General features: G+C 62.6%; 23 protein-coding genes. 13 read left to right on the top strand and 10 right to left on the bottom strand.

Annotated features, from left to right (window positions below):
• Positions 1-35 precede the first annotated feature (35 nt).
• The 3 genes from dut to ACSSVY_RS07070 are packed head-to-tail and all read left to right on the top strand — an operon-like array spanning position 36 to position 3551.
• Positions 36-491, top strand: a complete 456-nt coding sequence (dut, locus tag ACSSVY_RS07080; RefSeq protein ID WP_454268708.1) for a dUTP diphosphatase — start codon at positions 36-38, stop codon at positions 489-491.
• Positions 491-1561, top strand: coding sequence for a HesA/MoeB/ThiF family protein (locus ACSSVY_RS07075; RefSeq protein WP_454268707.1), 1071 nt, complete (start codon positions 491-493; stop codon positions 1559-1561). The genes dut and ACSSVY_RS07075 overlap by 1 nt, the downstream gene beginning before the upstream one ends.
• Positions 1539-3551, top strand: a complete 2013-nt coding sequence (locus tag ACSSVY_RS07070) for a M3 family metallopeptidase (protein ID WP_454268706.1) — start codon at positions 1539-1541, stop codon at positions 3549-3551. The genes ACSSVY_RS07075 and ACSSVY_RS07070 overlap by 23 nt, the downstream gene beginning before the upstream one ends.
• Positions 3552-3677: 126 nt before the next feature.
• On the opposite strand, the gene ACSSVY_RS07065 is transcribed toward ACSSVY_RS07070, so the two are convergent.
• From ACSSVY_RS07065 to ACSSVY_RS07050, 4 genes are read right to left on the bottom strand one after another with little or no spacing between them, the layout of a single operon-like run.
• Complete coding sequence (locus ACSSVY_RS07065; protein ID WP_454268705.1) at positions 3678-5174, bottom strand: phosphomannomutase/phosphoglucomutase; 1497 nt, start codon at positions 5172-5174, stop codon at positions 3678-3680.
• A gap of 16 nt (positions 5175-5190) precedes the next feature.
• Positions 5191-6024, bottom strand: a complete 834-nt coding sequence (gene kdsA / locus ACSSVY_RS07060) for a 3-deoxy-8-phosphooctulonate synthase (RefSeq protein WP_454268704.1) — start codon at positions 6022-6024, stop codon at positions 5191-5193.
• A 1-nt stretch (position 6025) separates the two neighbouring features.
• Positions 6026-7678 carry a capsule biosynthesis protein gene (locus ACSSVY_RS07055; protein WP_454268703.1) on the bottom strand — a complete coding sequence of 551 codons (1653 nt, stop codon included), beginning with the start codon at positions 7676-7678 and terminating at the stop codon, positions 6026-6028.
• Positions 7656-8315 carry an ABC transporter ATP-binding protein gene (locus tag ACSSVY_RS07050; RefSeq protein WP_454268702.1) on the bottom strand — a complete coding sequence of 220 codons (660 nt, stop codon included), beginning with the start codon at positions 8313-8315 and terminating at the stop codon, positions 7656-7658. Before ACSSVY_RS07050 ends, ACSSVY_RS07055 begins: the two co-directional genes overlap by 23 nt.
• 273 nt (positions 8316-8588) lie before the next feature.
• On the opposite strand from ACSSVY_RS07050, the gene ACSSVY_RS07045 reads away from it, so the two are divergent.
• From ACSSVY_RS07045 to ACSSVY_RS07000, 10 genes are all read left to right on the top strand, one after another.
• Positions 8589-9068 carry a UPF0262 family protein gene (locus ACSSVY_RS07045; RefSeq protein ID WP_454268701.1) on the top strand — a complete coding sequence of 160 codons (480 nt, stop codon included), beginning with the start codon at positions 8589-8591 and terminating at the stop codon, positions 9066-9068.
• A 3-nt stretch (positions 9069-9071) separates the two neighbouring features.
• Complete coding sequence (locus ACSSVY_RS07040) at positions 9072-9533, top strand: arsenate-mycothiol transferase ArsC (protein ID WP_454268700.1); 462 nt, start codon at positions 9072-9074, stop codon at positions 9531-9533.
• The gene (locus tag ACSSVY_RS07035) at positions 9530-9925 is read left to right on the top strand and encodes a ketosteroid isomerase-related protein (protein WP_454268699.1); all 396 of its coding nucleotides are present in this window, start codon (positions 9530-9532) and stop codon (positions 9923-9925) included. Before ACSSVY_RS07040 ends, ACSSVY_RS07035 begins: the two co-directional genes overlap by 4 nt.
• Complete coding sequence (locus tag ACSSVY_RS07030; protein ID WP_454268698.1) at positions 9922-10506, top strand: GNAT family N-acetyltransferase; 585 nt, start codon at positions 9922-9924, stop codon at positions 10504-10506. Before ACSSVY_RS07035 ends, ACSSVY_RS07030 begins: the two co-directional genes overlap by 4 nt.
• A gap of 119 nt (positions 10507-10625) precedes the next feature.
• Positions 10626-11555: a lipid A-modifier LpxR family protein gene (locus tag ACSSVY_RS07025; protein WP_454268697.1), complete on the top strand. Its 930-nt coding sequence runs from the start codon at positions 10626-10628 to the stop codon at positions 11553-11555.
• 102 nt (positions 11556-11657) lie between these two features.
• The gene (locus tag ACSSVY_RS07020) at positions 11658-12722 is read left to right on the top strand and encodes a Hint domain-containing protein (protein ID WP_454268696.1); all 1065 of its coding nucleotides are present in this window, start codon (positions 11658-11660) and stop codon (positions 12720-12722) included.
• A 204-nt stretch (positions 12723-12926) separates the two neighbouring features.
• Positions 12927-13547 carry a 30S ribosomal protein S4 gene (gene rpsD, locus ACSSVY_RS07015; RefSeq protein WP_009817659.1) on the top strand — a complete coding sequence of 207 codons (621 nt, stop codon included), beginning with the start codon at positions 12927-12929 and terminating at the stop codon, positions 13545-13547.
• Positions 13548-13663: 116 nt separating this feature from the next.
• Entirely contained in the window at positions 13664-14746 is a 1083-nt protein-coding gene (hisC, locus tag ACSSVY_RS07010; protein ID WP_454268695.1) for a histidinol-phosphate transaminase, read from the top strand.
• Positions 14746-15663 carry a prephenate/arogenate dehydrogenase family protein gene (locus ACSSVY_RS07005; protein WP_454268694.1) on the top strand — a complete coding sequence of 306 codons (918 nt, stop codon included), beginning with the start codon at positions 14746-14748 and terminating at the stop codon, positions 15661-15663. Before hisC ends, ACSSVY_RS07005 begins: the two co-directional genes overlap by 1 nt.
• Positions 15660-16271 (top strand): extensin-like domain-containing protein, encoded by a 612-nt coding sequence (locus ACSSVY_RS07000; RefSeq protein ID WP_454268693.1) that lies wholly within the window; start codon positions 15660-15662, stop codon positions 16269-16271. The genes ACSSVY_RS07005 and ACSSVY_RS07000 overlap by 4 nt, the downstream gene beginning before the upstream one ends.
• A 3-nt stretch (positions 16272-16274) precedes the next feature.
• Here the strand turns inward: ACSSVY_RS07000 and ACSSVY_RS06995 are convergent, their stop codons facing one another.
• From ACSSVY_RS06995 to ACSSVY_RS06970, 6 genes are all read right to left on the bottom strand, one after another.
• On the bottom strand, positions 16275-17036 hold the full coding sequence (locus ACSSVY_RS06995; protein ID WP_454268692.1) for an SDR family NAD(P)-dependent oxidoreductase: 762 nt from the start codon (positions 17034-17036) through the stop codon (positions 16275-16277).
• Positions 17033-18610, bottom strand: a complete 1578-nt coding sequence (locus ACSSVY_RS06990; RefSeq protein ID WP_454268691.1) for a GMC oxidoreductase — start codon at positions 18608-18610, stop codon at positions 17033-17035. The genes ACSSVY_RS06995 and ACSSVY_RS06990 overlap by 4 nt, the downstream gene beginning before the upstream one ends.
• Positions 18607-20604, bottom strand: coding sequence for an acyltransferase family protein (locus ACSSVY_RS06985; protein WP_454268690.1), 1998 nt, complete (start codon positions 20602-20604; stop codon positions 18607-18609). The genes ACSSVY_RS06990 and ACSSVY_RS06985 overlap by 4 nt, the downstream gene beginning before the upstream one ends.
• Positions 20601-21890: a glycosyltransferase family 4 protein gene (locus tag ACSSVY_RS06980; protein WP_454268689.1), complete on the bottom strand. Its 1290-nt coding sequence runs from the start codon at positions 21888-21890 to the stop codon at positions 20601-20603. Before ACSSVY_RS06980 ends, ACSSVY_RS06985 begins: the two co-directional genes overlap by 4 nt.
• 10 nt (positions 21891-21900) lie before the next feature.
• On the bottom strand, positions 21901-23295 hold the full coding sequence (locus tag ACSSVY_RS06975; RefSeq protein ID WP_454268688.1) for a hypothetical protein: 1395 nt from the start codon (positions 23293-23295) through the stop codon (positions 21901-21903).
• A 224-nt stretch (positions 23296-23519) separates the two neighbouring features.
• A complete protein-coding gene (locus tag ACSSVY_RS06970; RefSeq protein WP_454268687.1) occupies positions 23520-24209 on the bottom strand; it encodes a sugar transferase in 690 nt (229 codons plus the stop codon).
• Positions 24210-24687 lie beyond the last annotated feature (478 nt).

The following is a 24687-nucleotide window of genomic DNA, read 5'->3' as shown; positions in this document are numbered from 1 at the left end:
ATCATGCGTATTTTCAACATGACGAAGAGGGGCGCATGCTGACCGTCGCGATTCAATGGGAGGAAGGGGCGGACCGCGCCCTTGGCCTGCCCGTCTATGAAACCGCTGGCGCGGCCGGGGCCGATCTGCGCGCGAACTTTCCAGATCGCGGCCGCGTCATGCTGGCACCGGGCGCGCGGGTTCTTGTGCCCACGGGGCTGCGGCTGGCGGTGCCGATGGGATATGAGGTGCAGGTGCGCCCGCGCTCTGGCCTCGCCCTGAAACACGGCATTACCCTTCCCAACAGCCCCGGCACCATCGACAGCGATTATCGTGGACCCTTGGGCGTAATCGTGATGAATGCCGGGACCGAAGACTTTGAAATCACGCATGGAATGCGGATCGCGCAGATGGTGGTGGCGCCGGTTGCGCAGGCGCGGTTCGCTCTCGCCGAGACGCTGGACGAGACCACGCGCGGCGCGGGTGGGTTTGGCTCTACGGGGATTGGCTGATGCTGCTGGTGCTGGTCATGGCGGCAGTGCTCTGGAGCATTGGCGCGGCCTTGGGCACGCCCCGGCGACTGCGGTGGGGGATGATCACGGGCCTTTGGGCGGCGGTGGTGCTGACGCACTTGGTCCTGCCGGAGGGCCATCCGCTCCGCATGGCCACGGGCGAGAGCCCGGCGCTCTGGCTGATGGTCGGCGGCGCGGCGGTGATCGTGCTGGTTTACCGCGCAGGACTGACCCGCTTACGGGCTCGCTCTGAGCGTGAGGCAGTTACAGTTGCATCTCATAAGCCTTTGTTTTCCCAAGCAGAGCTCAACCGCTATGCCCGTCATATCATCATGCGCGAGATCGGCGGACCGGGACAGAAAGCCCTGAAAGAGGCGCGTGTTCTGGTGATTGGCGCGGGTGGTCTTGGCTCTCCGGTGCTGCTTTATCTGGCGGCGGCGGGCGTGGGGACGATAGGGGTGATCGACGATGATACCGTTGAAAATTCCAACCTGCAGCGACAGGTGATTCACCGCGATGCCGATATCGGTCTCCCCAAAGTGCAATCGGCCATGGCGGCGATGCGGGCGCAAAATCCGCATGTCGTGGTACATCCCTATCAAAGGCGGTTGACGCCCGAGGTCGCAACCGACCTCTTCGCCGACTATGATCTGATCCTAGATGGCACCGATAATTTCGAGACACGCTATCTTTCAAATGCCACCTCCGTCGCTCAAGGCAAACCGTTGATTTCCGGCGCTTTATCGCAATGGGAAGGGCAGGTGAGCGTGTTTGATCCGGCCCATGGCACCCCCTGCTATCAGTGCATTTTTCCGCAAGCGCCTGCCGCGGGCCTTGCACCCTCTTGCGCCGAAGCTGGCGTTCTGGGGCCCCTGCCCGGCGTGGTCGGTGCGATGATGGCGGCGGAAGCGGTGAAACTCATCACCGGCGCGGGACAGCCCCTGCGCGGCGAGATGCTGATCTATGACGCGCTCTATGGCGAAAGCCGCAAGATCGGGCTGAGCCCACGCGCAGATTGCCCTATATGTGGGGGAAAAGGAGAGAGTGATGACCAACATGTTGCTGGCTGAGTGGGACACACCGTTCGCCCTTGCCCCGTTTGACGCCATCAAGGACGCGGATTTCGCGCCTGCGTTCGAGGCAGCACTTGCCCAAGCGCGCGCCGAAGTTGCGGCGATTGCGGATAATCCGGAACAGCCCACCTTTGCCAACACGGTCGAGGCCCTGGAGGCCTCGGGCAAAGGGTTGGACCAGGTGCTGTCGGTTTTCTACACGCTTGCAGGTGCGGACAGCAATCCAAAGCGGCAGGAATTGCAGCGCGAATTTGCGCCTAAACTGGCGGCATATTCTTCGGAACTCTATGGAAACAAAACGCTTTTTTCGCGGATCGAAACCCTGTGGGCAGCGCGCGATACGCTTGGTCTGACACCGGAAGAGGCGCGTCTATTGATGTTGACGCACCGGGGGTTCCGCCGCTCTGGCGCGGCTCTGACCGGGGCGGAAGAGGCGCGGATGCGCGAGATCATGGCGCGGTTGGCGGAATTGGGAACGGCGTTCACGCAGAACCTGCTGGCGGATGAGGCCGGGTGGCATATGGAACTGGCCGAGGCTGATTTGGAGGGGTTGCCTGATTTTCTGGTCGATACCGCCCGCGCGGCGGGGCGCGAGAAGGGGCTGGAGCGGCCCGTGATCACCCTCTCGCGGTCGTTGATCGTGCCGTTCCTGCAATTCTCGCCCCGTCGCGATTTGCGAAAAAAGGCATATAAATCATGGGTTTCGCGTGGGGCCATGGGCGGTGAGACCGACAATCGCGAGGTAGCCGCCGAGATTTTGCGCCTGCGCGCGGAGCGGGCGGCGTTGCTGGGGTATCAGAGCTTTGCCGCTTACAAACTCGAAACCGAGATGGCCAAGACGCCGGAGGCGGTGCGCGACCTCTTAATGGCAGTCTGGGAGCCGGCCAAGGCGCAGGCGGAACGGGATGCGTCACGGCTGACGGAAATGATGCAAGTCGATGGAATCAATGGAGAATTGGAGCCGTGGGATTGGCGTTACTATGCAGAGAAGCGGCGGCAGGCGGAGCATGATCTGGATGAAACGGCCCTGAAACCCTATTTGTCGCTGGAGGCGATGATCGCGGCGGCGTTTGGCTGTGCCAACCGACTGTTTGGATTGGAGTTTCACCCCCTCGATATGCCGCTCTACCACCCTGATTGCCGGGCCTGGGAAGTGACGCGCGATGGCGCGCATGTCGCTGTTTTTATTGGGGATTATTTCGCACGCGGCTCCAAGAGATCGGGGGCTTGGTGCTCGGCTATGCGGGGTCAGGCGAAGCGGCCAAAGGTTCAGGGGCCGGTGGTGATCAACGTCTGCAATTTTGCCAAGGGCGATCCGGCGCTGCTGAGTTATGACGATGCGCGCACGCTCTTTCACGAGTTTGGACATGCCCTGCACCAGATGCTATCTGACGTGAATTATGAAAGCATTTCAGGGACTTCCGTGGCGCGGGACTTTGTTGAACTGCCTTCGCAGCTCTATGAGCATTGGCTGGAAGTGCCCGAGGTGCTGGAGCGTTATGCCACCCATGTCACGACAGGTGAGGCTATGCCACGGGAATTGCTGGAGAAATTGCTGAAGGCCGCGAATTTCGATCAGGGGTTTCAGACGGTGGAATATGTGGCCTCTGCCCTCGTCGATCTGGCGTTCCACGAAGGCGAAGCACCCAAGGACATCATGGCCAAGCAGTTGGAAGTATTGGATAATCTCGGCATGCCGAGGGCTATTACCATGCGCCATGCCAGCCCACATTTCGCGCATGTGTTTTCTGGGGATGGGTATTCCAGCGGCTATTACAGCTATATGTGGTCCGAGGTGATGGATTCAGATGCCTTTGCCAGTTTTGAGGAAGCTGGCGGGGCATTTGATGCGGAGCGGGCCAAGGCCTTGGAATCGCACATTCTTTCGCGCGGCGGGTCGGAAGATGCCGAAACGCTATACTTGCAATTCCGAGGCCGGATGCCGGGGGTTGAGGCGCTTCTGAAGGGGCGTGGATTGGCGGTCTGATGTGTACAGGATGTGCAATACGTACACGGATTTTATACACAAGTTTGGAGGGGAGGGGGGCGCGGCCCCCGTTCCAGATTTAATCCGGGACTCGCCCGAGGTCGTTCATACTAGATGTAGTGCAGTTCAGATCGTCTGATCGTAATCGCCAACGCCCGGTTCGGTGCGGATGACCGCATCGAGATCTGCGAAGATGGCGCGCATTTCGGCGTCGCTTGCGCTGCTCTCGCAGACGACGACGAGGTTGGGAGTGTTCGACGAGGCGCGCACGAGGCCCCAAGAGCCGTTGTCGAGAATGACGCGGGCACCATTGACGGTCACGACCTCTTTGATCGCGCGCCCGGCGAGGGGTTCGCCTGCGGCGTGGCGCGCGACGAGTTTGGCGACGATGCGCTCGAGCACGGCGTATTTCTCGGTATCGGCGCAATAGGGCGACATGGTGGGGGTCGCATAGGTCACGGGCAGCGCGCGTCGCAGGTCGGACATCGACATATCGGGATTGCGGTCCATCAATTTGCAAATCTCGACCGCGACGCGCATGCCGCAGTCGTAACCGCGCCCGATGGGTTCGGCGAGGAAGTAATGCCCCGATTTCTCGAAGCCTGCGAGCGCGCCCAATTCCTTGACCCGGCGTTTCATGTGGGAGTGGCCGGTTTTCCAGTAATCAGCGGTCACGCCGTTTTTGATCAGTTCAGGGTCAGAGGCAAAGAGGCCGGTCGATTTCACATCAGCGACGAAGGTGGCGTTGGGGTAAATCTTGGAGAGGTCGCGCGCCATGATGACGCCCACCTTGTCGGCAAAGATCTCCTCGCCCTCGTCATCGACAACGCCGCAGCGGTCGCCGTCGCCGTCAAAGCCAAGCGCGAAATCGGCGCCTGTGGCGCGCACGGTTTCGGCCATGTCATGCAGCATTTCCATGGCTTCGGGATTTGGGTTGTAATGCGGGAAGGTGTAGTCGAGCGTGTTATGCGAGGGGACCACCTCGACGCCGAGCCGCTCGAACAATTCGGGCGCGAAGGCCGACGCGGTGCCATTGCCGGTGGCGCAGACGACGCGGAGTTTGCGGGTCATGCGGAAATCGCCGACGAGATCATCGAGATAGGCCTCGCGCACGCCGGGGACGAAGTCGTAGGCGCCACCGGAGCGAGGCTGGCCCCTGCCCTCAAGCACGATGTCGCGCAGTTCCGCCATCTCATCGGGGCCGTGGGTGAGCGGGCGCTCAAAGCCCATCTTGACCCCGGTCCAGCCGTTCGGATTGTGCGAGGCCGTGACCATGGCGACGGCAGGCACGTCAAGGTGGAACTGTGCGAAATACGCCATGGGAGAGAGGCAGGGGCCAATGTCCTTGACGGTGATACCCGCCTGCATGAGGCCCAGCATGAGGGCATTCTTGATCGACAACGAATAGTCACGATAATCATTGCCGACCGCAATCACAGGCGGGATGCCGCGCGCGTGCATTTGCGTGCCCAGACCAAGACCCAAGGCGGTGATGCCCGGCAGATTGATCTGATCGGGATATTTCCACCGGGCGTCGTATTCGCGGAACCCCGTGGGCGCGATCATCGGGTCGCGCAGAAATTCCCAAGTGTTGGGGGTGACGGTCGGCAGGGGTTTGGTCATGAAAGCTCTTTGTCGGTCAGAGGTGGATCGGATTGGCCTTGGCCAGACGGTCAAACTGCATCAGCGTGTCGATGAGGGCCGACATCTGCGTGAGCGGGATCATGTTGGGGCCGTCCGAGGGGGCGTTGTCGGGGTCTTCATGCGTTTCGATGAAGACCGAAGCAACCCCAAGGGAGACCGCAGCGCGCGCCATGACGGGGGCGAATTCACGCTGCCCACCGCTGCTACCGCCGCGCCCGCCGGGCTGTTGCACGGAATGGGTGGCGTCCATGACCACCGGATAGCCGGTGGCGGCCATCTGCGGCAGGCTGCGCATATCGGCAACAAGGGTGTTGTAGCCAAAGGAGGTGCCGCGTTCGGTCAGCATGATGCGGGTGTTGCCGGTGCTCTCGATCTTGGAGATGACATTGGGCATGTCCCAAGGGGCGAGAAACTGACCCTTCTTGACGTTTATCACCGCGCCGGTTTCACCGGCTGCGATCAGAAGGTCAGTCTGGCGGCAGAGAAAGGCGGGGATTTGCAGCACATCGACCACCTCGGCCACCGGCGCGCATTGATCGGCGGTGTGGATATCGGTGAGCACGGGCAAGCCAAGTGTATCCTTGACCGATTGCAGCACCTTGAGCCCCTCGTCGATCCCCAGACCGCGCTTGCCCGAGAGCGAGGTGCGGTTGGCCTTGTCAAAGCTGCCCTTGAAGATCAGCCCCGCGCCATAGGCGGCGCAGGCCTCTTGCAGGGTGCCTGCGATCATCTGGGCGTGATCGGCGGATTCGAGCTGGCAAGGCCCGGCGATGAAGGTCAGGGGGCGGTCATTGCCGATGGCCCACCCGTTGAGGTCGATATGTTTCATATCAGGAAGACACCTGTTCACGCAGAATGGACGCTGTAAGCGAGATGAGCAGGTAGATACCAGAAAAGATCAGGAAGGCCAGTATCGTATTCTCAAAGGCGCGCGGATAGGAGGAATCCTGCGAAGCGAGCGGGCGCACGCTGACGGTGAGATAGCGCACTTGCTTGTTGGCCTCGATCTCGGACTGGCGTTTTGCCTCGAGTGCGGATTGCAGCACGAGATCGGCTGTGGCGAGGTCGGCTTGCGCCATCTGGATGGCAGCGGTCTTGGACGCGAGCGAGCTTTCGCCAGCCGTGGCGTCTGTCAGGCGGCGCTTTTGCTTGTCGAGTTCGGCGCTGAGGATCATGATTTCGCTTTGCAACGCCTCAACTCGGGCGCCGTTGGGGCGTGCGTTGTTCATCTGGATGTTGAGAGCCAGTTCCTTTTCCTGAAGCTGCAACTCAACGGTGCCGATCAGGTTGCGGATGCTGGCAATCTCACCCTCGGGGTCAAGAATACTGTCCTCTTGCAGGGTCACCAGCATCTGTTGGGCGGCGCGGCGTTCGATCTTGGCCTGATCGAGGCTGTCGGCGGCGGTGCTGACGGCATCCTGCCGTTTCTCTCGGCTAAGGTCATCGACGCGTTCCTCGGCATATTTGATCAGCCGCTCCGAGAATTTAGCGCTGACGGCGGGATCGGCGGTAGAAACCTCCATCCGGATCACGCCTTCGGTGGGGTCGTAGCCCAGTTTGACGTATTTGCGGTAGAGTTTGTAGGCGACCTCGTGGCTGGCGTCGGGGTCGAGCCGTTGTAGCGGGTCGATCCAAGGCTGACTGAAATGCGCGAGAAAGCCGAGTTCCTCGTCGAGGCGCAGCATCGCATCCTTGGACTCAAGGTATTCCTGCGTCGCGATGGCGTCCTGACCAGTGGCGAATTGGCTGGGAATGAGACCGCCAAGACCGCCACCACTGGCGCCACCACCATCCGCCGAGAGAATGAGGAAGGCGGATTTGGTGGCATACATCGGAGTGGCGATGGCATAGAAATAATAGCTCACCAAGATGGTCGGCAGCAGGACGAAGGCCGCGAGCCGCGAGAACAGCAGGATCAGTTTGCGACGGCGGCGGCGACCAATGTCGCGTTGGATGGCCATGATTTCCTGAGCACGGCGGTCGGCGGGGTTGACGTCGGTGGAGGGCAGCGTCTGGCGTCCTGCGGGCACGGTCTGCGGCAGTTGCACGCGGCCATTGGAGGGCGAGGCGGGGGCCGCGCCGGGGGCGTTGGGCGGCGGCGGCGGGGTGCCGCCGTCACTGGCCACCAGTTCAAGGATATTGGCGCGCTGAAATGGGTCGATGCCCCGCGCCCGCAAGAGGCGCACGGCGTCGAAATCCGACGTGGGGGCGAGTCCGTATTTCTGCGCCAGTCGCCGGGCCATTCGCAATTCGCGCCCCGTCAGCCCTTCGCGCCGGATATCGTCGATATTCTGGCTGGTCGAGGTTTCGCGCGCCGAGGCGATCTGCCCCGCCTGGAGGGGAAGAGGCTCGGCCGTGGCAGCCGCGACGGCGTGCGGTGCCGCATGGGCCAACTGCGCGTCGGAGCTTGTGGCCACGCGCGGCGCTAGCGGCGCCGGGCTACGGCGGATGCGGAATTTTCTAGCCTTGGGTTTCGTAATCATAAAGCTCTTTTGCCTCTTCCAAGGAGTCGAACATATAAAGTTTGCCGCCCATCAGCACAGCCGCCGAGCGGGCGAATTTTTCCAACACCTTTGGATCATGCGACACGATGATCACGGTGGTGGTGCGTAGCCGTTCTTTGAGAATATCGCCCGCCTTTCGGTTGAACTCTACATCAGTAGAGCCCGGCATCCCCTCATCAATCAGATACATGTCAAAATCAAGCGCCAGCATCAGCGCAAAGCTGAAGCGGGCACGCATACCCGAGGAGTAGGTGCCGAGCGGCTGGTCGAAATATTCGCCCAATCCGCAGAGCCAGCGGCAATAGGATTCAATATAGTCGGGATCAAGCCCGTAGAGGCGTGCGATATAACGGGAGTTGTCCAGCGCCGAGAGGCGGTTCATCACCCCCCCCATGAATCCCAGCGGAAAGGAGATGCGGCACCCGCGCCGGATCACGCCCTCATCCGGTTTTTCCAATCCGGCCATCATGTTGATCAAGGTCGTCTTGCCGGTACCATTGGGCGCGAGGATGCCCAGGCTATGCCCAAGTTCAACCCGAAACGACACCTGATCAAGAATGACCTTGCGCTGTGTGCCTGTCCAAAAGGACTTGCTGACATTCTCGAACTCGAGCATTCAATCGCCTCGGTATACCTGCTTTCCCGATTATAACGGGACACTCTTAAGGTCGGCTTAGCCTGCTTTTTGATATTATTGCCGATTTGGGGACAATATGCCAATGCAACAAGGCGATATTGTGATCATTTGACCAGAAATCGTGGCGATTTCCCGGCAAGCGTGGCGGGCAGGTGACGCGACGCGCAGAAGCGTCCCGCAAAAGGCCGCGGTGATTGCCCAAAAGGCCGCGCTGCGCTAGGGACGGGTAAAAGATGCAGCACGAGTAAAACAATGAGCCGGATATGCCATATCGAGTTGGATGATGCCAACCTGCCCCCGCCCACGCCCGAGATCGAGCAGGAGCGCAAGGTGGCGATGTACGATCTCATCGAGGAAAACAGTTTCTCGCTGCCCAATCGTGACGACCGGGTGGTTCCCGATGGCCCTTATCGCGTCGGATTGGCGATCCGCGAGAAGCGGCTGGTGTTCGACATCCGCACCGAATCCGATCAACCCGCGGCAGAATTTCATCTGTCACTGAGCCCGTTCCGGCAGGTGGTGAAGGATTACTGGGCCATCTGCGAGAGCTATTTCGATGCGGTCAAGAATATGCCGCCCTCTCAGATCGAGACTATTGATATGGCACGGCGCGGCATTCACAACGAGGGGGCGCGGGTGCTGGCCGAGCGGCTGGAGGGCAAGGCCGAGATCGACAATGACACCGCGCGGCGTCTCTTCACGCTGATTTGCGTGCTGCATTTCGGGGGCTGATGCATGCCGCAGCCACTGCCGCAGTCGGTGCTGTTCTGTTGCGATCACAATGCGGTTCGCTCGCCGATGGCTGAGGGGATCATGAAGAAGTTTTACGGCGCTGACACCTATGTCCAGTCCGTCGGCGTCAAGAATGACATGGAGATCGACGGCTTTAGCATCGCGGTTTGTCGCGAGATGGGTGTCGAACTGGAACGTCACCGCAGCCGCAGCTTTGACGAGATGGAAGACTGGGGAGATGATCTGTCGTCTTTTGATCTGATCGTGGCGCTGAGCCCGGCGAGCCAGCGGCGAGCGCTGGAACTGACACGGTTTTTTCACCTCGATGTCGTTTACTGGCCGATCATGGACCCCACCGGCCTTGCGCAGACCCGCGAGGCGCGGTTGGATGCCTATCGTCAGACCCGGGATCAGATCATCGGGCATTTGCAGGACCGTTGGGGACCACCCCGGGAGGATTTATGAACGAGACCGTCAAAGCCTATTTCGATGCCTTCAACCGGGGCGATACCCCCGGCATGCTGGCCTGCCTGAGCGACGATGTGCGCCATCATGTGAACGAGGGACAGGTCCGCGAGGGTAAAGACCTGTTCCGCGCCTTTTGCGATCACATGAGCCGAAGCTACCGCGAAGAATTGACCGATATGGTGATCTTTGACGCCGAAGGCGGCACGCGCGCGGCGGCGGAATTTGTGGTCAATGGCACCTATCTGGAAACGGATGAGGGGCTGCCAGAGGCGAAGGGGCAGACCTATGTCCTGCCCGCCGGATCGTTCTTTACGCTCAAGGATGGGTTGATCACGCGCGTCGTGACCTATTACAACCTTGCGGATTGGGTGAAACAGGTCTCTGCATGATCCGTGTCGAGCGGCTGACGGGGGTGGCGCTGGCACGCGCCCTGCCCGATGTGGCGCGTCTCCGGATCGCGGTCTTTCGCGCCTATCCCTATCTCTACGAGGGCGATGCCGCCTATGAGGAGCGGTATCTTCAGGTTTACCGCGAGAGCGCGGATGCCATTCTGGTGGGGGCCTATGACGGCGATGACCTGATTGGGGCCGCGACCGGCACACCGATGGAGGATCATGCGGGCGATTTCGGCGCGGCCTTTGCCGAGAGTGGGATCGCATTGGAGCGGATTTTCTATTGCGCTGAGAGCGTTCTCTTGCCCGCCTATCGTGGGCGCGGCATTGGGCATCGCTTTTTCGATCTGCGCGAGGCGCAGGCGCGGGCGCTGAACCGCGACTTTGCCGCCTTTTGTTCGGTGGTGCGCCCCAAGGATCACCCGGCGCGACCCGAGGGCTATCAGCCGCTAGATGGGTTCTGGCGCAAGCGCGGCTATGCGCCCCTTGACGGTGCTGTGGCCTCATTTGACTGGACCGAGATTGGGGCAGCGGAGGAGAGCGCGCATGACCTGCAAGTCTGGATGCGTGCGCTCTGAACGGCCTACCATGGGATTTGCGCCACGGTTTCGCGGAATGCTAAAGTTTCGCTGGTCAATTTGTCTGAGGGTTTGTTAAGCAGACATTGCCGGGGGGCGCACCATGGGGAACGTGACAAATGACACGCATTTTCGCCATCGCCCTCTCGGCGATACTGGGCCTGATCGGCGTGACCACGGCCGCCTTGGCGCAGTCCGAAGGACGTCATAGACTGGGCTACGGTCTCTTGTTTACCAACGACGTTCTGGGGGACACGGATGATCGCTGGCGCACAGGGTCAATCACGTCAAGCCGGGTCTGGGGGCCTGATTGGCAGGGACACGCCCCGGAGCGGTTTGGGCAATTGCTCGAATTCCGGTTTCACGGCGAGATCATCGCACCCGAAAACCTGAGCCGCCCCGCCCCGCTGGATCGGCCCTATGTGGGCGCGCTCGGCTTTGGTCTGCATACGCATTTCCAGAAACGGCAGGTGGATTATGCGCTTGGGGCTGATCTGATCGTGACCGGATCACAAACACAGCTCGATGACTTCCAAGACTTTTTACACGGGTTTGTAGGCGGGCGCGACGTCAGCCGACAAGTGAAGCGCAACCAGATCGATGATGCGATCCGACCCTCGGGTGTGTTCGAAGCGAGCCGTGAGTTTGAGCTGGGTTTTGCGCGCCTGCGGCCCTTTGCCGAAGCGCGGCTGGGGGTCGAGGATCTGATCCGGGCGGGGGCGGACATCACATTCGGTGGCATCGGTCAGGGCGAATTGCTGGTGCGCGACGCGGTCACGGGCCATCGCTACCGGGTGGTGCGGGCCGAACAGGCGGGCACGGCATTCCTTTTGGGGGCGGATATCGCCTATGTCGACGACAGCGATTACCTGCCTGCGCGCAGCGGTGTCACATTGACCGAGGACCGCACCCGTGTGCGGGCAGGCCTGCATTGGGAGAACCGCAACGGGGCTGCGCTCTTTTACGGTCTGACATGGCTGAGCGAGGAATTCGACGAGCAGCGCGAGGGGCAATTTCTGGGCGCTGTGCAGTTCAAGCTGCGGTTCTGACAAAAATACAATCAAGGGCTTTTCAGACTGATTCGCCTTTGCTACCTTTACGACAATAAAAAGCGATAAAAAAAAGAAACGAAGAGGCAGGCAGTCAGAGTTATGGGGACGGGCTTTAGAGGCACGTTCGTCATTTCCTGGTCGCAAACGGAATTGGATGGGGTATCGGCTGCGCCAGTGCAGTCGCTTTCGGTGGGACACACGTGGTCTTGGCGGGGCGATGCGGTGCGTGTCGATGGGCCGAACGAGCTGTTGCGGCTTGATATGGCGGAAGGGGAAACCGTGAACCGCAAACGTGCGGCACGGATGGTGCGGCGCCTGGTGGGCGCCGCGTTGAGCAACACACGCGACTTGGGCCAATGGGACATGGACGAGCCGCTGATGGATCTGGGCTTTGTCATCACCGATGGCACGCGCAGCTATACCGTGACGATCATCGAAGTAGGCATCGGGGCGCCGCCCTTGTTGATGTTCCACGATGATATTCCGCCGCGCGATCGGGAAATGTGGGTCGTGCATCACTCGCTTGAGGGGATGCGCGGGGCCTCGACCGGACCGGCCTCTGGCGGCGTTATCTGTTTCACCCCCGGCACGCGGATCGAGACCCCGGAAGGCCCGCGTCTGGTTGAGGAATTGCGCGAGGGCGACCATGTGCAGACCCGCGACAACGGGGCCGAACAGATCCAATGGATCGGCAGTCGCCGGATGACAGGCGCGCGCCTGTTTGCGATGCCGCGCCTCAGACCTATACGGCTGCGAGCCGGCGCGCTTGGCATGGGGCGTCCCGATGCGGAACTGCTGGTCAGCCCGGAGCACCGAATGCTGGTGCGGGGCGACGTCGCGCGCGCGCTCTTCAATACGCCCGAGGTTTTGGTGATGGCACGTGATCTGGTCAATAATGACACGGTGACCGTCGATCTGGGATCACGCGAGGTGACCTATATCCACCTGCTCTTGCCGCACCATCAGATCATCTGGGCGAATGGCGTCGAAACCGAGAGCTTTCATCCGGCAAGCGCGGCGCTTTCGACACTTGACGATGCAGACCGGGCGCGGCTCTTGGCGATCAACCCCAATCTGGAATATGAGCCGAATCTCTACGGCGGCTTTGCCCGACGGTGCCTGAATGGATCAGAGGCCGCGATACTTGCGCATGAGGCCGCCTGAGAAGCGGGAGACGTATCGGGAACGCCCCAGACACAATGCGGGCCAGATGACGGCACGGACGGGTGGTTGACAGTGCGCCCGCAGCCTGTATAAGCGCGGCTTCATTGGTGTTGGTGGACCTCGCAAGAGGAAGCCTGTCGGCCGACCGGAACGTGCCGGGACGCAGAGGACAACGCCCTTCGCTATATATGAAGGAGATCAGCCGTGACAAAACGCACGTCTGCCAAGTACAAAATTGACCGCCGGATGGGTGAAAACATCTGGGGCCGTCCGAAATCCCCCGTCAACCGTCGTGAATATGGCCCCGGCCAGCATGGTCAGCGCCGCAAGGGCAAAGTCTCTGACTTTGGTCTGCAGCTGCGCGCCAAGCAGAAGCTGAAGGGCTATTACGGCGATTTGACCGAAAAGCAATTCCGCCGCATCTTTGCCGAAGCCGAGCGTATCAAGGGTGATACCGGCGAGACGTTGATCGGTCTGTTGGAGCGCCGGTTGGACGCGGTCGTTTACCGCGCCAAGTTCGTGGCGACCATGTTCGCCGCCCGTCAGTTCGTGAACCATGGCCATGTGACCGTGAACGGCAACCGCGTGAACATCCCCTCTTACCGTGTCAAAGAGGGTGACGTGATCGAAGTGCGGGACCGTTCCAAGCAGATCGCAGTTCTTCTCGAGGCCGTGCAATTGGCCGAGCGGGACGTACCCGATTACATTGACGCGGATCATTCGAAGATGAAGGCCACCTTTGTCCGTCAGCCCGGCCTGTCGGATGTGCCCTATCCTGTGATAATGGAACCGAACCTCGTGATCGAATTCTACGCGCAGAACTAAGCGTTCTGAAATGCAACGAAGAGGCCGCGACGGGGAACCGCCGCGGCCTTTTTCTTTTGGTGCTGGTCAAGCCGGGGCACCAAAGCTAGAACCTCATGCGACACACGGGGAATGACATGACCAAGATCACGCCACAGCCGGGCATCATGGAAATCGCGCTCTACAAGAGTGGCGAGGCCGTGATTGCGGGCAAATCCGAGATCCTGAAACTCTCGGCCAATGAGAGCCCCTATGGCCCCTCGGACAAGGCCAAGGCGGCCTTTGCGCGCTCTGCGGCGACGCTGCACCGTTATCCCGGCACCGACCATGCGGACTTGCGCGAAGCCATTGCCGAGGTGCACGGGCTGGACCCCGAGCGCGTGATCTGTGGCGTGGGATCGGATGAGGTGTTGCAGTTCGTGGCGCAGGCCTATGCCGGGGCGGGGGATGAGGTGATCCACACCGAGCACGGCTTTGCCATGTATCCCATTCTGGCCCATGCGGTCGGCGCCACGCCGGTCTGTGTGGCCGAGCGTGACCGCGTGGTGGATGTGGATGCGATACTGGGGGCTTGCACGCCCCGGACTCGGATCGTGTTTATCGCCAACCCCGGCAATCCGACCGGCACCATTCTGCCCGAGGCGGAAGTGGCGCGGTTGGCGGATGGCCTGCCCGAAGGGGCCATTCTGGTGCTTGACGGGGCCTATACCGAGTTTGCCAAAGGCTATGACGGCGGTGTGGCACTGGTCGAGGCGCGCGACAATGTCATTATGACGCGCACCTTTTCAAAGGCTTATGGTCTGGGCGGGCTTCGGATCGGCTGGGGCTATGCGCAAACCGCGATGATCGAGGTGCTGAACCGTATTCGCCAGCCCTTTAACCTGTCGCCCACGCAACTCGCCACCGCCGAGGCGGCGGTGCGGGATCAGGACTGGCTCAGCAAGGTGGTGAGCGATACGATGCGCAACCGTGCGTGGTTGACCGAGGCGTTGCGCGAGACCGGCGTCGCGGTTGATGAGAGCCATGCCAATTTCGTGCTGGCGCGGTTTGACACGGAGGACGAGGCCGCGGACTGTGATGCAGCGTTGCGCGCCGATGGGATCATCGTGCGCCGGGTGGGCGGCTATGGCTTTCCCGAAGGGTTGCGGATCACGGTGGGCGAGGAATCCGCCTGTCGCCGGGTCGTGCATGCGATCGGACAGTTCAAGGGGGTCCGGTGATGGCGCAGATCTATGACCGGGTGGCGCTGATCGGGCTGGGGCTGATTGCAAGTTCGATGTTCTGGGCGATGAAACGCGCGGGCGTGGCCGGAGAGGTGACGGGCTATGCCCGCTCATCTGACACGCGGGATGTGGCGCGCGAAATCGGCCTCTGTGATCGGGTCTGTGACAGCGCGGCAGAGGCCTGTGAGGGTGCCGATCTGGTGGTGCTCTGCGTGCCGGTGGGGGCGATGGGGGCGGTTGCCACCGAGATTGCCGGTGCGCTCAAACCCGGTGCCACGGTGAGCGATGTGGGATCGGTCAAGAAGGCCGTGATCGAAGCGGTCGGGCCGCATATCCCGGCGGGCGTGCATTTCGTGCCTGCGCATCCGCTGGCGGGGACCGAACATTCGGGGCCACGTTCGGGCTTTGCCGAACTCTTTGACAATCGCTGGTGTCTGATCGTGCCACAGGAAGGCAGCGACCGGGCGGCGGTTGAACGGTTAGAGCGGTTCTGGCAGGCGCTTGGGTCGAACACCGATGAAATGGACGCTGAGCATCACGATCTTGTGCTGGCAGTGACAAGCCATGCGCCGCACCTCATCGCCTATACGATGGTCGGCGTGGCCGACGATCTGCGCCGCGTGACCGATAGCGAGGTGATCAAGTATTCCGCCGCCGGGTTTCGGGATTTCACCCGGATTGCCGCGAGTGATCCGACCATGTGGCGCGATGTGTTTCTCAACAACAAGGAGGCGACATTGGAAATTCTGGGCCGCTTTACCGAGGAGCTCTTTGCGCTGCAACGCGCCATTCGCATCGGCGACGGGGAGCATCTGCACGCCTATTTCACCCGCACGCGCGCGATACGGCGGGGCATCATCGAGGCAGGGCAAGACACCGCGGCGCCGGATTTCGGACGGGCGACGAAGGCATGAGGCGCGCGGTTCTGGGCATGGCGATGGGGCTGAGCCTGATCGCCTCGGGCTGCGGGCGCAGCGACAATGACGAGGTCAGCCGGGGGGGTGGGATTTGCGGTGATCCGGGTTTGATCGGGTCTGTCTCGGGGTTTGTACACAACGAGGTGAATGGCTGTGGTGTGGACCGCGCGGTGCGGCTTGAATCCGTACATGGCGTGCGGCTGAGCCAAGCGGCGACGCTGGATTGCCCCACCGCGCGGGCGCTTGGAACTTGGGTCAAGCGCAGCGCCAAGCCGGCGGTCGGGCGTATGGGCGGCGGTCTGACGGGGTTGCAGGTGCCGGCGCATTACGTCTGCCGCACGCGCAACAGCCAACCCGGCGCGCGCATTTCCGAGCATGGGCGCGGCAAGGCAATCGACATTTCGGCGCTGAAGTTGAAGGATGGCTCGGACATCTCGGTGCTGCGGGATTGGAACAGCGGGCACAAGGGGCGCATCCTAAAGCGCGTCCATGGCGAGGCCTGCGGGACATTCGGCACGGTGCTGGGGCCGAATTCGGACCGGCACCATCGGGACCATCTGCATTTCGACACCGCCAAACATGGCAACGGGCCCTATTGCCGGTAACGCTCAGGCTTGGATCACGCGCGGGTGGCGGCGGCGCAAGAGGAGCGCATCCTTGATCCGACCTTTGAGGCCGCGCGCGGGCAGGATTTCGCGATCCTGCTCGAACACCGTGCCATTGAGCGTGGGATCGTGCCAGAGCGCAAGCGCCGCCCCCCACCGCGCGGCCTGAGCCGGGTCAAGCCCATGGGCCACGCCCATGCGGGTGGCGAGCATGCCGGGCATCCAGTCGGTCAGGACAATGCCCGGAAAGCGGTCGGCAAGGTCGGCCAGAAGCGCGCGGGTGAGAATGCGCCCGGCCCCTTTGGACACCGCATAGGCCGAAGAGGCGGGCAAGGGGGCCAGATCGGCAAAGGTCGAGACATTGAGGATGCGGCCAAAGCCGGTCTCGACCATGCTGTCGAGAGCGAGCCGGGTGCAGGCGACCGTGCCACCAAGATTGATCGCCATGGTTTCGGCGAAGCTCTCGGGTGTTTCCGCGAGAAAGTCGCGGCGCGGGTAGATGGCGGCGTTGTTGATCAGCAGCGTCACCGGCGCGGTTTGGGTGATCTGGGCAAAGGCTGCGCGCAGGGCCTGGGGGTCCGCGACATCGGCGGTGATCGGCGTGATCCGGCCGCTTGGGTCCAACGCGGCGGTCGCAGAAATCCCCTCGGGCGCGCGGCCAAGGGCCACGACGCGCTGATCGCGCGCCGCGAGGTCCAGGGCGAGCGCGCGCCCCAGCCCGCCCCCTGCGCCGGTGACAATGGCTATACCGTCCGAGAGCCTCATGTCGTGGCCTTTCTGCGGCGAGTGATCACCTCGGCCACGCGCAGCGCGTTGGCGGCAATGGTGAGGCTCGGGTTGACGCCCATGGACGAGGGCATGAAGGAGGCATCCACCACATAGAGATTGTCCAGCCCATGCGCCCGACACTCGGGGTCAAGAACGCTGGTCGCGGGATCGGTGCCGAACCGCAGCGTGCCGCAGGGATGGCCAAAGTTCAACTCTGGCGTATGGGTGAGAAAGAGTCGCCGATGGCCGTGCATCCCGGCGCGGATGGCACGGCGAAAGGCGCGGCGGCGCGCGAGCAACTCGGGGTGGAGCGTGTAGGTGATGTCAATGGCATCAGGCGCACGCGCGTCCCATGTGACGCGGTTCTCAGAGTATCCCAGATCCTCCATCAGCCCGACAAAGACCTGCGCCCGCCCCAATATCCGCGCCGCAAGCGCCGCAGGCAGGCGGGTGAGGTGGCGCAAGGGGCGCAGATGGCGCAGCGCGGAGCGGTCGAACATGCCGTTCAAGGTATGCACAATCTCGCCATAGCCCGCCGCGATGCCCATCGACTGCACCGTGCCAAAGCGCTGCCCGTCGCTGAGGTAGAAATCACGCAGCGAGATGGCCTTGCTCGGGCCGCTGTCGGGCGTGCGGCGCGGCGGCCAGAGGGCGAAAATCTCATTGAGGTGGAACATGAGGTTGCGCCCCACAAGGCCGGAGCCATTGGCGCAGCCCTCGGGCCAGACCTCAGACGCGGAGGCCAGAAGCAGGCGGGGCGAGCCAAGCGCACCGGCGGCCAGCACGATTTGGGGCGCGGTGAGCGTGAAGGTTTCGCCGCCGCGTGTGACCTCGATATGGGTGATGGTCTGGGACGTGCCGCAAAGGCGGCGCACCTCGGCGCGGTCCAAGAGGGCCGCGTTGCCGGTGGCAAGCGCCGGTTCCACCCCGGCAGAGCGGCCATCCATCTTGCAGGGTTTGGGGCATTTGACGCCTAGGCATTCATGGCAGCCCGGCACATGGCGGATCGCGGCATGGAGGCGATAGGGATGCAGCCCTGCGGCGCGCAGGCTCTGCATGAGGGCGGCATCGGGGGCGGAGAGCGGCGGCGCGGGGCGCAGCGGCGTGTTTTGCTCCGGCGAGAGCGGATCGGGGTCACCGCAGATATGCAGGAGGTCTTCGGCCTCTGCATACCAGTTGCGCATCGTATCAAAGCCCACGGGCCAGCCGCCGGTGGGGTGCGGGCGGGTCTCTGTCGCCTCGAGATCGTGGCGTTCGGGGCGTTCCAGCGTGGCGGCGTAGAACACCGACGAGCCGCCGACCCCGGCCCCGATGGGACCAAAGAATTCCGACGCGCGGCCATTGATCTGCGCCCTGATCGGTCCGGGCCAATAGCCGCGCAATTGGCGGGCGGTGGGATCGACCATTTCGGGATTGAGGCCCTGACGCTCGGATCGGTAGCCTTGGGGTCCTTTCTCGACGAAAAGCACCTTTAACCCGCGCTCGGCCAACCTGCGCCCGATGAGGCCACCGCCCATGCCGGTGCCGATGACGATCACATCCCATTGGGCGTTGCGGATCTCGGCGGTCATTGCGGGGCCTCGAAGACAGAGGCGAAAAGATCGCTGAGGACGATGGCGGCGCGGTTGGTGAGGTGGTTGTTGTCGAAATAGAACGCCTGACCGGACTGCATCACACTGCAGGTGCTGGCATCGCAGAGGCGTGGCCACGGGTCGATGAGGGCAATCGCGCCAGACTGTGCAAGCGCCATCAGCGGCGCCTCGGCGCGGGCAGCGCGGGCAAGGGCCAAGGCGCGGGGCACGGTGAGGCGGGTCGTGTCGTCCACGCCCATGCGGCCATGCACCAGCGCGCGGGCCACGGCGCGGGAATCGTACTCCGCCACCTCGGGCGGTTGGCGCAGGATATGGATGCGGGGGAATTGCGGGGAGAGTTCTGCAATGGTGCGAGTGAGGGCCGCGGTGAAGAGCGTGTGTTGCGGACCTTGGGGCAAGAGGCTGTCGGGCAGCGGCGTGAGGGTGATGCGATTGTGGGCGTCGAGCCCCACCCCCTGCCCTTCGGCGTAATAGGACCAGCGACCGACGAGGAGGAGGGTATGCAGGCTGTCCATTTGGGCGATGCCGGAGCGGATCGTTTGATTGGCGCGGGTGCAGGCGGCGTCTTGCGCCGGGGTGACAGCGGTTTCGGCTTTGGCCACGTCAAAGAGCGGCGGGCAGCCTGCGTGCCAGAGGATGAGCGCGGGGCGGTTGGCGGCATAAGCGGCCACCTCCAGCCCTTCCTTGATGGCGCGCAGGTGGCTGTCGCCCCAGATCAGCACTTGCGGTGGCCCATCCGGGCCGATGGGGCAGGTTTCGACCCCGGCAAGGGGGCCGGTGGTGGGGACGGTGCAGCGCGACCAGTCCTGATTGAAATCACCGGAGGCGGCGATATGGGTGCGTAGTTCGGGCGCAAAGCGGGTGGGCAATCCATCGCCGCGCCAGAGGAGCAGACCCACGGCCAGCAGCGCCAATGAGGCCAGAACTGTGCCCGAGACGAGCGCGCGGGTGCCGCCCTGCGTCTGGCGCACGGGGCGTTCGATGTAGCGCCAAGAGAGGATCGCGAGGGCAAAGGCGAGGGTGAGCCAAGCCGCCGCCTCGAGAGGGCCCGCGTAGCCATCGCGCCAGTAGGAGGAGAGGACAAACACCGGCCAGTGCCAGAGGTAGAGCGAATAGGAGATGAGGCCGATGAATACCGGGGCCGGGTGCATCAGTGCATGGTTGACCGGGTTGGCATCGCGGCCATTCATCAGGATCAGAAGCGTGCCCGCGACGGGCAAGAGCGCCTGCCAGCCGGGAAATCCGTCTGCCCGGATCAGGGTAATGCTGGCGAGAAGGAGCGCCAGACCGGCCCAAGAGAGCGCGGGGTGGAGGGCAAAGCGCGCCCTGCGTTCCTGCGCCGCGATGGCGAGAAGGACACCTGCCAAAAGCTCCCACGCGCGAAAGGGGAAGAGGTAAAAGGCCGCCGTGGGCGAGCGGGGCGTGAGCCAGAGGCAAGCGGCGAGCGAGAGCGCGGCGAGGGCCGCAAGGATCATGGGCAGCGTGGGCCGCCACCGGACCAGAGCCAAGAGAAGGAAAGGCAGTACGATGTAGAACTGTTCCTCGACCGCCAGCGACCATGTGTGCAAAAGCGGCTTTTCCTCGGACGCGCTGTCGAAATAGCCCGCTTCACGGTAGAAGTGGATATTCGAGAGATAGACCGTGGCGGCGATCAGGGATTTGCCGAATTCGCGAAACTCGAACGGCAAGAGGATGAGCCAGCCCATTGCGAGCGTTGCCGCCGCCATGGCGAAATAGGCGGGGGCCAAGCGGCGCAGACGGCGCAGGTAGAAGCGGGCCAAGCGGATGCGCCCGGTTTCGCGCAGGTCCGCCCAGAGGATGCCGCCGATCAGAAAGCCGGAGAGGACAAAGAAGATGTCCACGCCGACAAAGCCGCCGGGAATGCCCGGCATCCCGAAGTGATAGAGCACCACGGACAGCACCGCGATGGCGCGCAACCCGTCGATTTCGGGGCGGTAGGCGGCGGCGCTCATGCGGCGAAGACCTCGGGCATCGGGGCCTTGGCCAGCAGGGCGTCGTAGACGGCGCGGACCTGTTGCGCCTTGGCGGCCCATGTGGCCTGTTCCAGCACCCATGCGCGGCCCGCCTGCCCCATGGCGGCGAGGGCGGCGCGGTCGTGGCTGAGCGCCTCAAGCGCCGTGGCAAAACCTGCGATGATCTCGGCCCGGCTGCCCAAGGGCACCTTTAGCCCGCGCGCGGCTGTGACCAACTCGCCGGGGCCTGCGTAATCGACGATGAGCGGCGGCACGGCCAAGGCCATCGCCTCGAGCACGACGCCGCCGCCGAATTCACGGATCGAGGGGAAGGCGAAGAGGTGGCAGGTGGCCAGCACGTCCTGCACGGCGCGATGCTCCAGCCAGCCGTGAAAGGTGATGGCATGGCTCACGCCATTGGCGTCAGCCTGCGCGCGCAAGGCGGGCATCATCGGCCCGTCGCCCACCAGATCAAGGTGCAGACGCCCGGCGCGCAGCATCGGCGCTGCCGCCTCGATCAGCATGTCGGGGCCTTTGTAGGGCACGAGTCGCCCGACGAAGGCGGCGCGCAGGGGGCCATCCGGGGCGGGCGTGGCGATGCGGGAAAAGCGGGCGGGGTCGATGGCGTTTTCGGGCAGATAGACGGTTTTGGCGCGCGCAAAAGTGGGCATTTCTCCTTGGGTATGGCGTGAGCCGGCAAAGATGGCGGCGGCATGGCGCAGGGTCGCGGCGCGGCCCGGAAGCGCCTTGTAGGCGCTGCGCAGGTAGCTGAGGTATTCGCGCTCGCGCCGCCGCTCGGCGTCAAAGCCCGCGGGCCATGGCACGCCGCCATTGAGCGGCCCAAGGACAAAGGGCACGCCCGCGCGGGCGCATTTGCCCGCCAACGACGAGGAAATCGTCGGGCTGAGCGGGGTGATGCGGTGAACGATGTCATAGTGCCCGGCGCGGATGGCATCGCCAAACTGTCGCCACACAAGATGCTCGAACCACGGATAGCTGATGGCGTTGATCAGTTGCAGCGTCGTCCAGCCCCTGCCCTGCCCCATGCGCAGCCGCTCACCAAGCGCCCAGAGGGGGCGGGCAAGCGCCTCGGAATCGATGGCAGTGAAGTCCTCGCCCTCGATGAGTCCCGCCCGCAAGAATGCGTCGCGGTTGCGAACCTGCGTGACGATATGAACCTCGGCCACGTCACGCAGCGCGGTGGCCAGCGACCAGCCCACCAGCGGCACGCTGACCCATTCGGGATTGGCGGCCTCGGCAATGGCCAGCACGCGGGGGCGGGTCATCAGGGGTGTCTCACATGATCGGACGCCAGCCCAGCGGGCGGCGGCAGGACGCGACAGGGCGCTGATGGCGCGCCGCCTCAGCGAGGCCCAGCACCGCGCCGGCAAAGAGCCATGTCAGCGGCGTGAGCGTGGCATTGGGCAGCATGTCGATCAGATTGATCGCGAGCAAGAGCGCCACTGGCCCGATCAGACGCACATGGGCAGCATTGTCCAGACGGCGGCCATAGCGCCACAGCATCAGGATAGGCAGGGTAATGAGACCGAATTCCGCGAGATACCCGACCCAGCCGAAAATGCCGATGAGGATGATCCAGCGCCCGTCGGTTACGGTCTCGATCATGCCGGTGACGGGATTGAGGATATGGTTGCGTCCCCAACTGCCCCAGCCAAACAGCGGCTTTTCAAGGGCGCGCTCCATCAGAATATCCTCGTTATCGAGGCGGAAGCGCAGGGAATTGGCGCGGTCGGGGTCCACCTTGGCGGCCTGTTCGAGAATCCAGTCGACCGGGATCAATCCCGCCCCCTTGAGCACAGGATAGCTGATGGCCATCACGGCCATGACCCCTGCGATGCGGATTTGCATCCGAGTGGGCAGGAACAGCGCCAATGGGGCCAGATAGACGCCATAGATCAGCGAACCCAGCGATTTGCAGAGCACCAGCACGCCGCCAAGATAGAGCGCCGCCATGAGGTAGAAGACGCGCCGCCGCACATCCGCCTCGCGCGCCAACGCAATGGCGCAGGTCATGGCCATGACGGTGAAAAAGGCGACCCAGAGGCCGTGATACATGAAGACGATGGGCCGGAACCCGCCCGAGCGCATCATCTGCTCAAAACTGTGCTGGAAATACCCATAGATCCAGATGTTGAGTTGGGGCGAAAGCCGCACTTCGAGCAGCATGGGCAGGGAATAGATCAGCCCGCCCAGCATCAGCGCCATCACCAGTTCGCGAAGCCCCTTTGGCGTGGCCAGATGCTGCCGCGCGAGGAGAAACGGCAAGAGTAGGATGAATTGCAAAAGGACGAGCGCCACCATGTCCTTGAGCCCCAGTGAAGGCAGGCCGATGCGCCCATAGAACACCGGGTCGCCATTGGTGAGGACCGTGGCCACCGGGCTGAGGATGAAGAGCGCGACGAGGACACGCCCCGGCACGCTCTGCGGCAGGAGCGGCACACGTCGGCCCGCGTGAATGAGGCAAATGACAAAGGTGGCAAGGCTGGGCAGCGATTCCTTGGTCAAGGGCGGCATCAGGGGGAAATCAAAGGCGGCGGGCGGCGGCGGCAGGACCATATAGGCGCCCAAGAGCGACCAGATCAAAGCGCGCTCGATCGGCCACCACCGGAACATCGCCAGCGTAATCAACGGCCAGGCCGCAAGCATCAGATAGGCCGTAGCATTGGGCATGACGCGCCGGGCACCTCGTTGACTGTTTCGCTGGTCTTGCCGCAAAGTGCGGCACGGCCCTCAGGGGCCGCCTAGTAGGGCCAGCCTATGTACCAAAGCCCATAAATTTCAACAATTTCGCGCTTTTACGACGGGATTTTGGCCGCAAGGTGCATCAATGCGCCAGTCCGGGTACAATTGTCCCGCGCGGGATCAGGTCCAGCGCGGGCAATCTGTGCAGTCGCTTAACAGCCGGTGCCGGTGAGAACCACGCGGAATGTGCAGACCATGACGCGCAGGTCAGTCCAGAGCGACACCTCGTCCAGATACTTTGTATCAAATTGCGCGCGGTCAGCAAAACTGCTCTCGTTGCGCACGGAAATCTGCCAGTAGCCCGTGATGCCGGGGCGCAGGGCATAGTAGCCGCGACCGGGATAGAGCGCTTTTTGGCAGGGCATCATCGGGCGCGGGCCGACGATGGACATATCGCCAATCAGCACGTTCCACAGTTGCGGCAACTCATCAAACGATGTCTTGCGGATCATCCGACCGATCCGGGTGATCCGCGGGTCGTGACGTAACTTCTGATGTTGGTCCCACTCGAGACGACGCGCAGGATTGGCTGCGAGATAGCTCTCGAGAAGCGCGTCGGCGTTGACGACCATGCTGCGGAGTTTCCACATCCGGAAGATGCGTCCATTCTTGCCAACACGGTCTTGGGCGTAGAACGGCGACGCCCCATCACTGGCGATGAGAACCGCCAAAATCGCCACGATAACCAGCACGACCGGTGCGGCGATCAGAACAATAGCGACGTCTAATACACCCTTGAAAACGCCCGAATAGATCTGAGATCGTTTCGGTGTGATTGAAGGACTTTGAATAAAGTCCGCGTCCGTCTGACGCAATGGCGCCGGAACTGTTTGAAATGACATGGCAGCACTCCCCAGAAGCTCGAACCCCACTAACCGTCAACTGTTTAAACGTCACACATGTGCCCGTTATTTTTCAGCTTGCCACATCGATTGACAAACCAGTCTCAATTATGCCCGAAATGTGGCACAACTCGTGCAACATTTCGGCATGCACGGATACACGTAATCCGACACTATGCATATGACTTCGGTCAGGCTTACTCACCCCAAGGAGATAACAGGCCAATGCCCCCACTGCCTGTCAGCCCAAGATTTTCTAGGTATTAAGCTAACTTGATTAAAAATGCTCCCTTGTCTTGGGCAAGTCAATGACCTCAGAAAAATACAACTTTGACGTGCAATTCCCTTAGGGGGCAGCCTGTCGCAGATTGCAATCAGACCGTGAGTGTCCAAATTTTGCCGCAAAAACCTACGTCATCTTTGATCACCTGCGGCCACTTTTGGCCACATTTTAACCACAAATTCAACCGTCAACTCT

This window comes from Roseovarius sp. MBR-51 (assembly GCF_053628575.1).
This window is presented reverse-complemented; position numbering and strand designations above follow the sequence as displayed.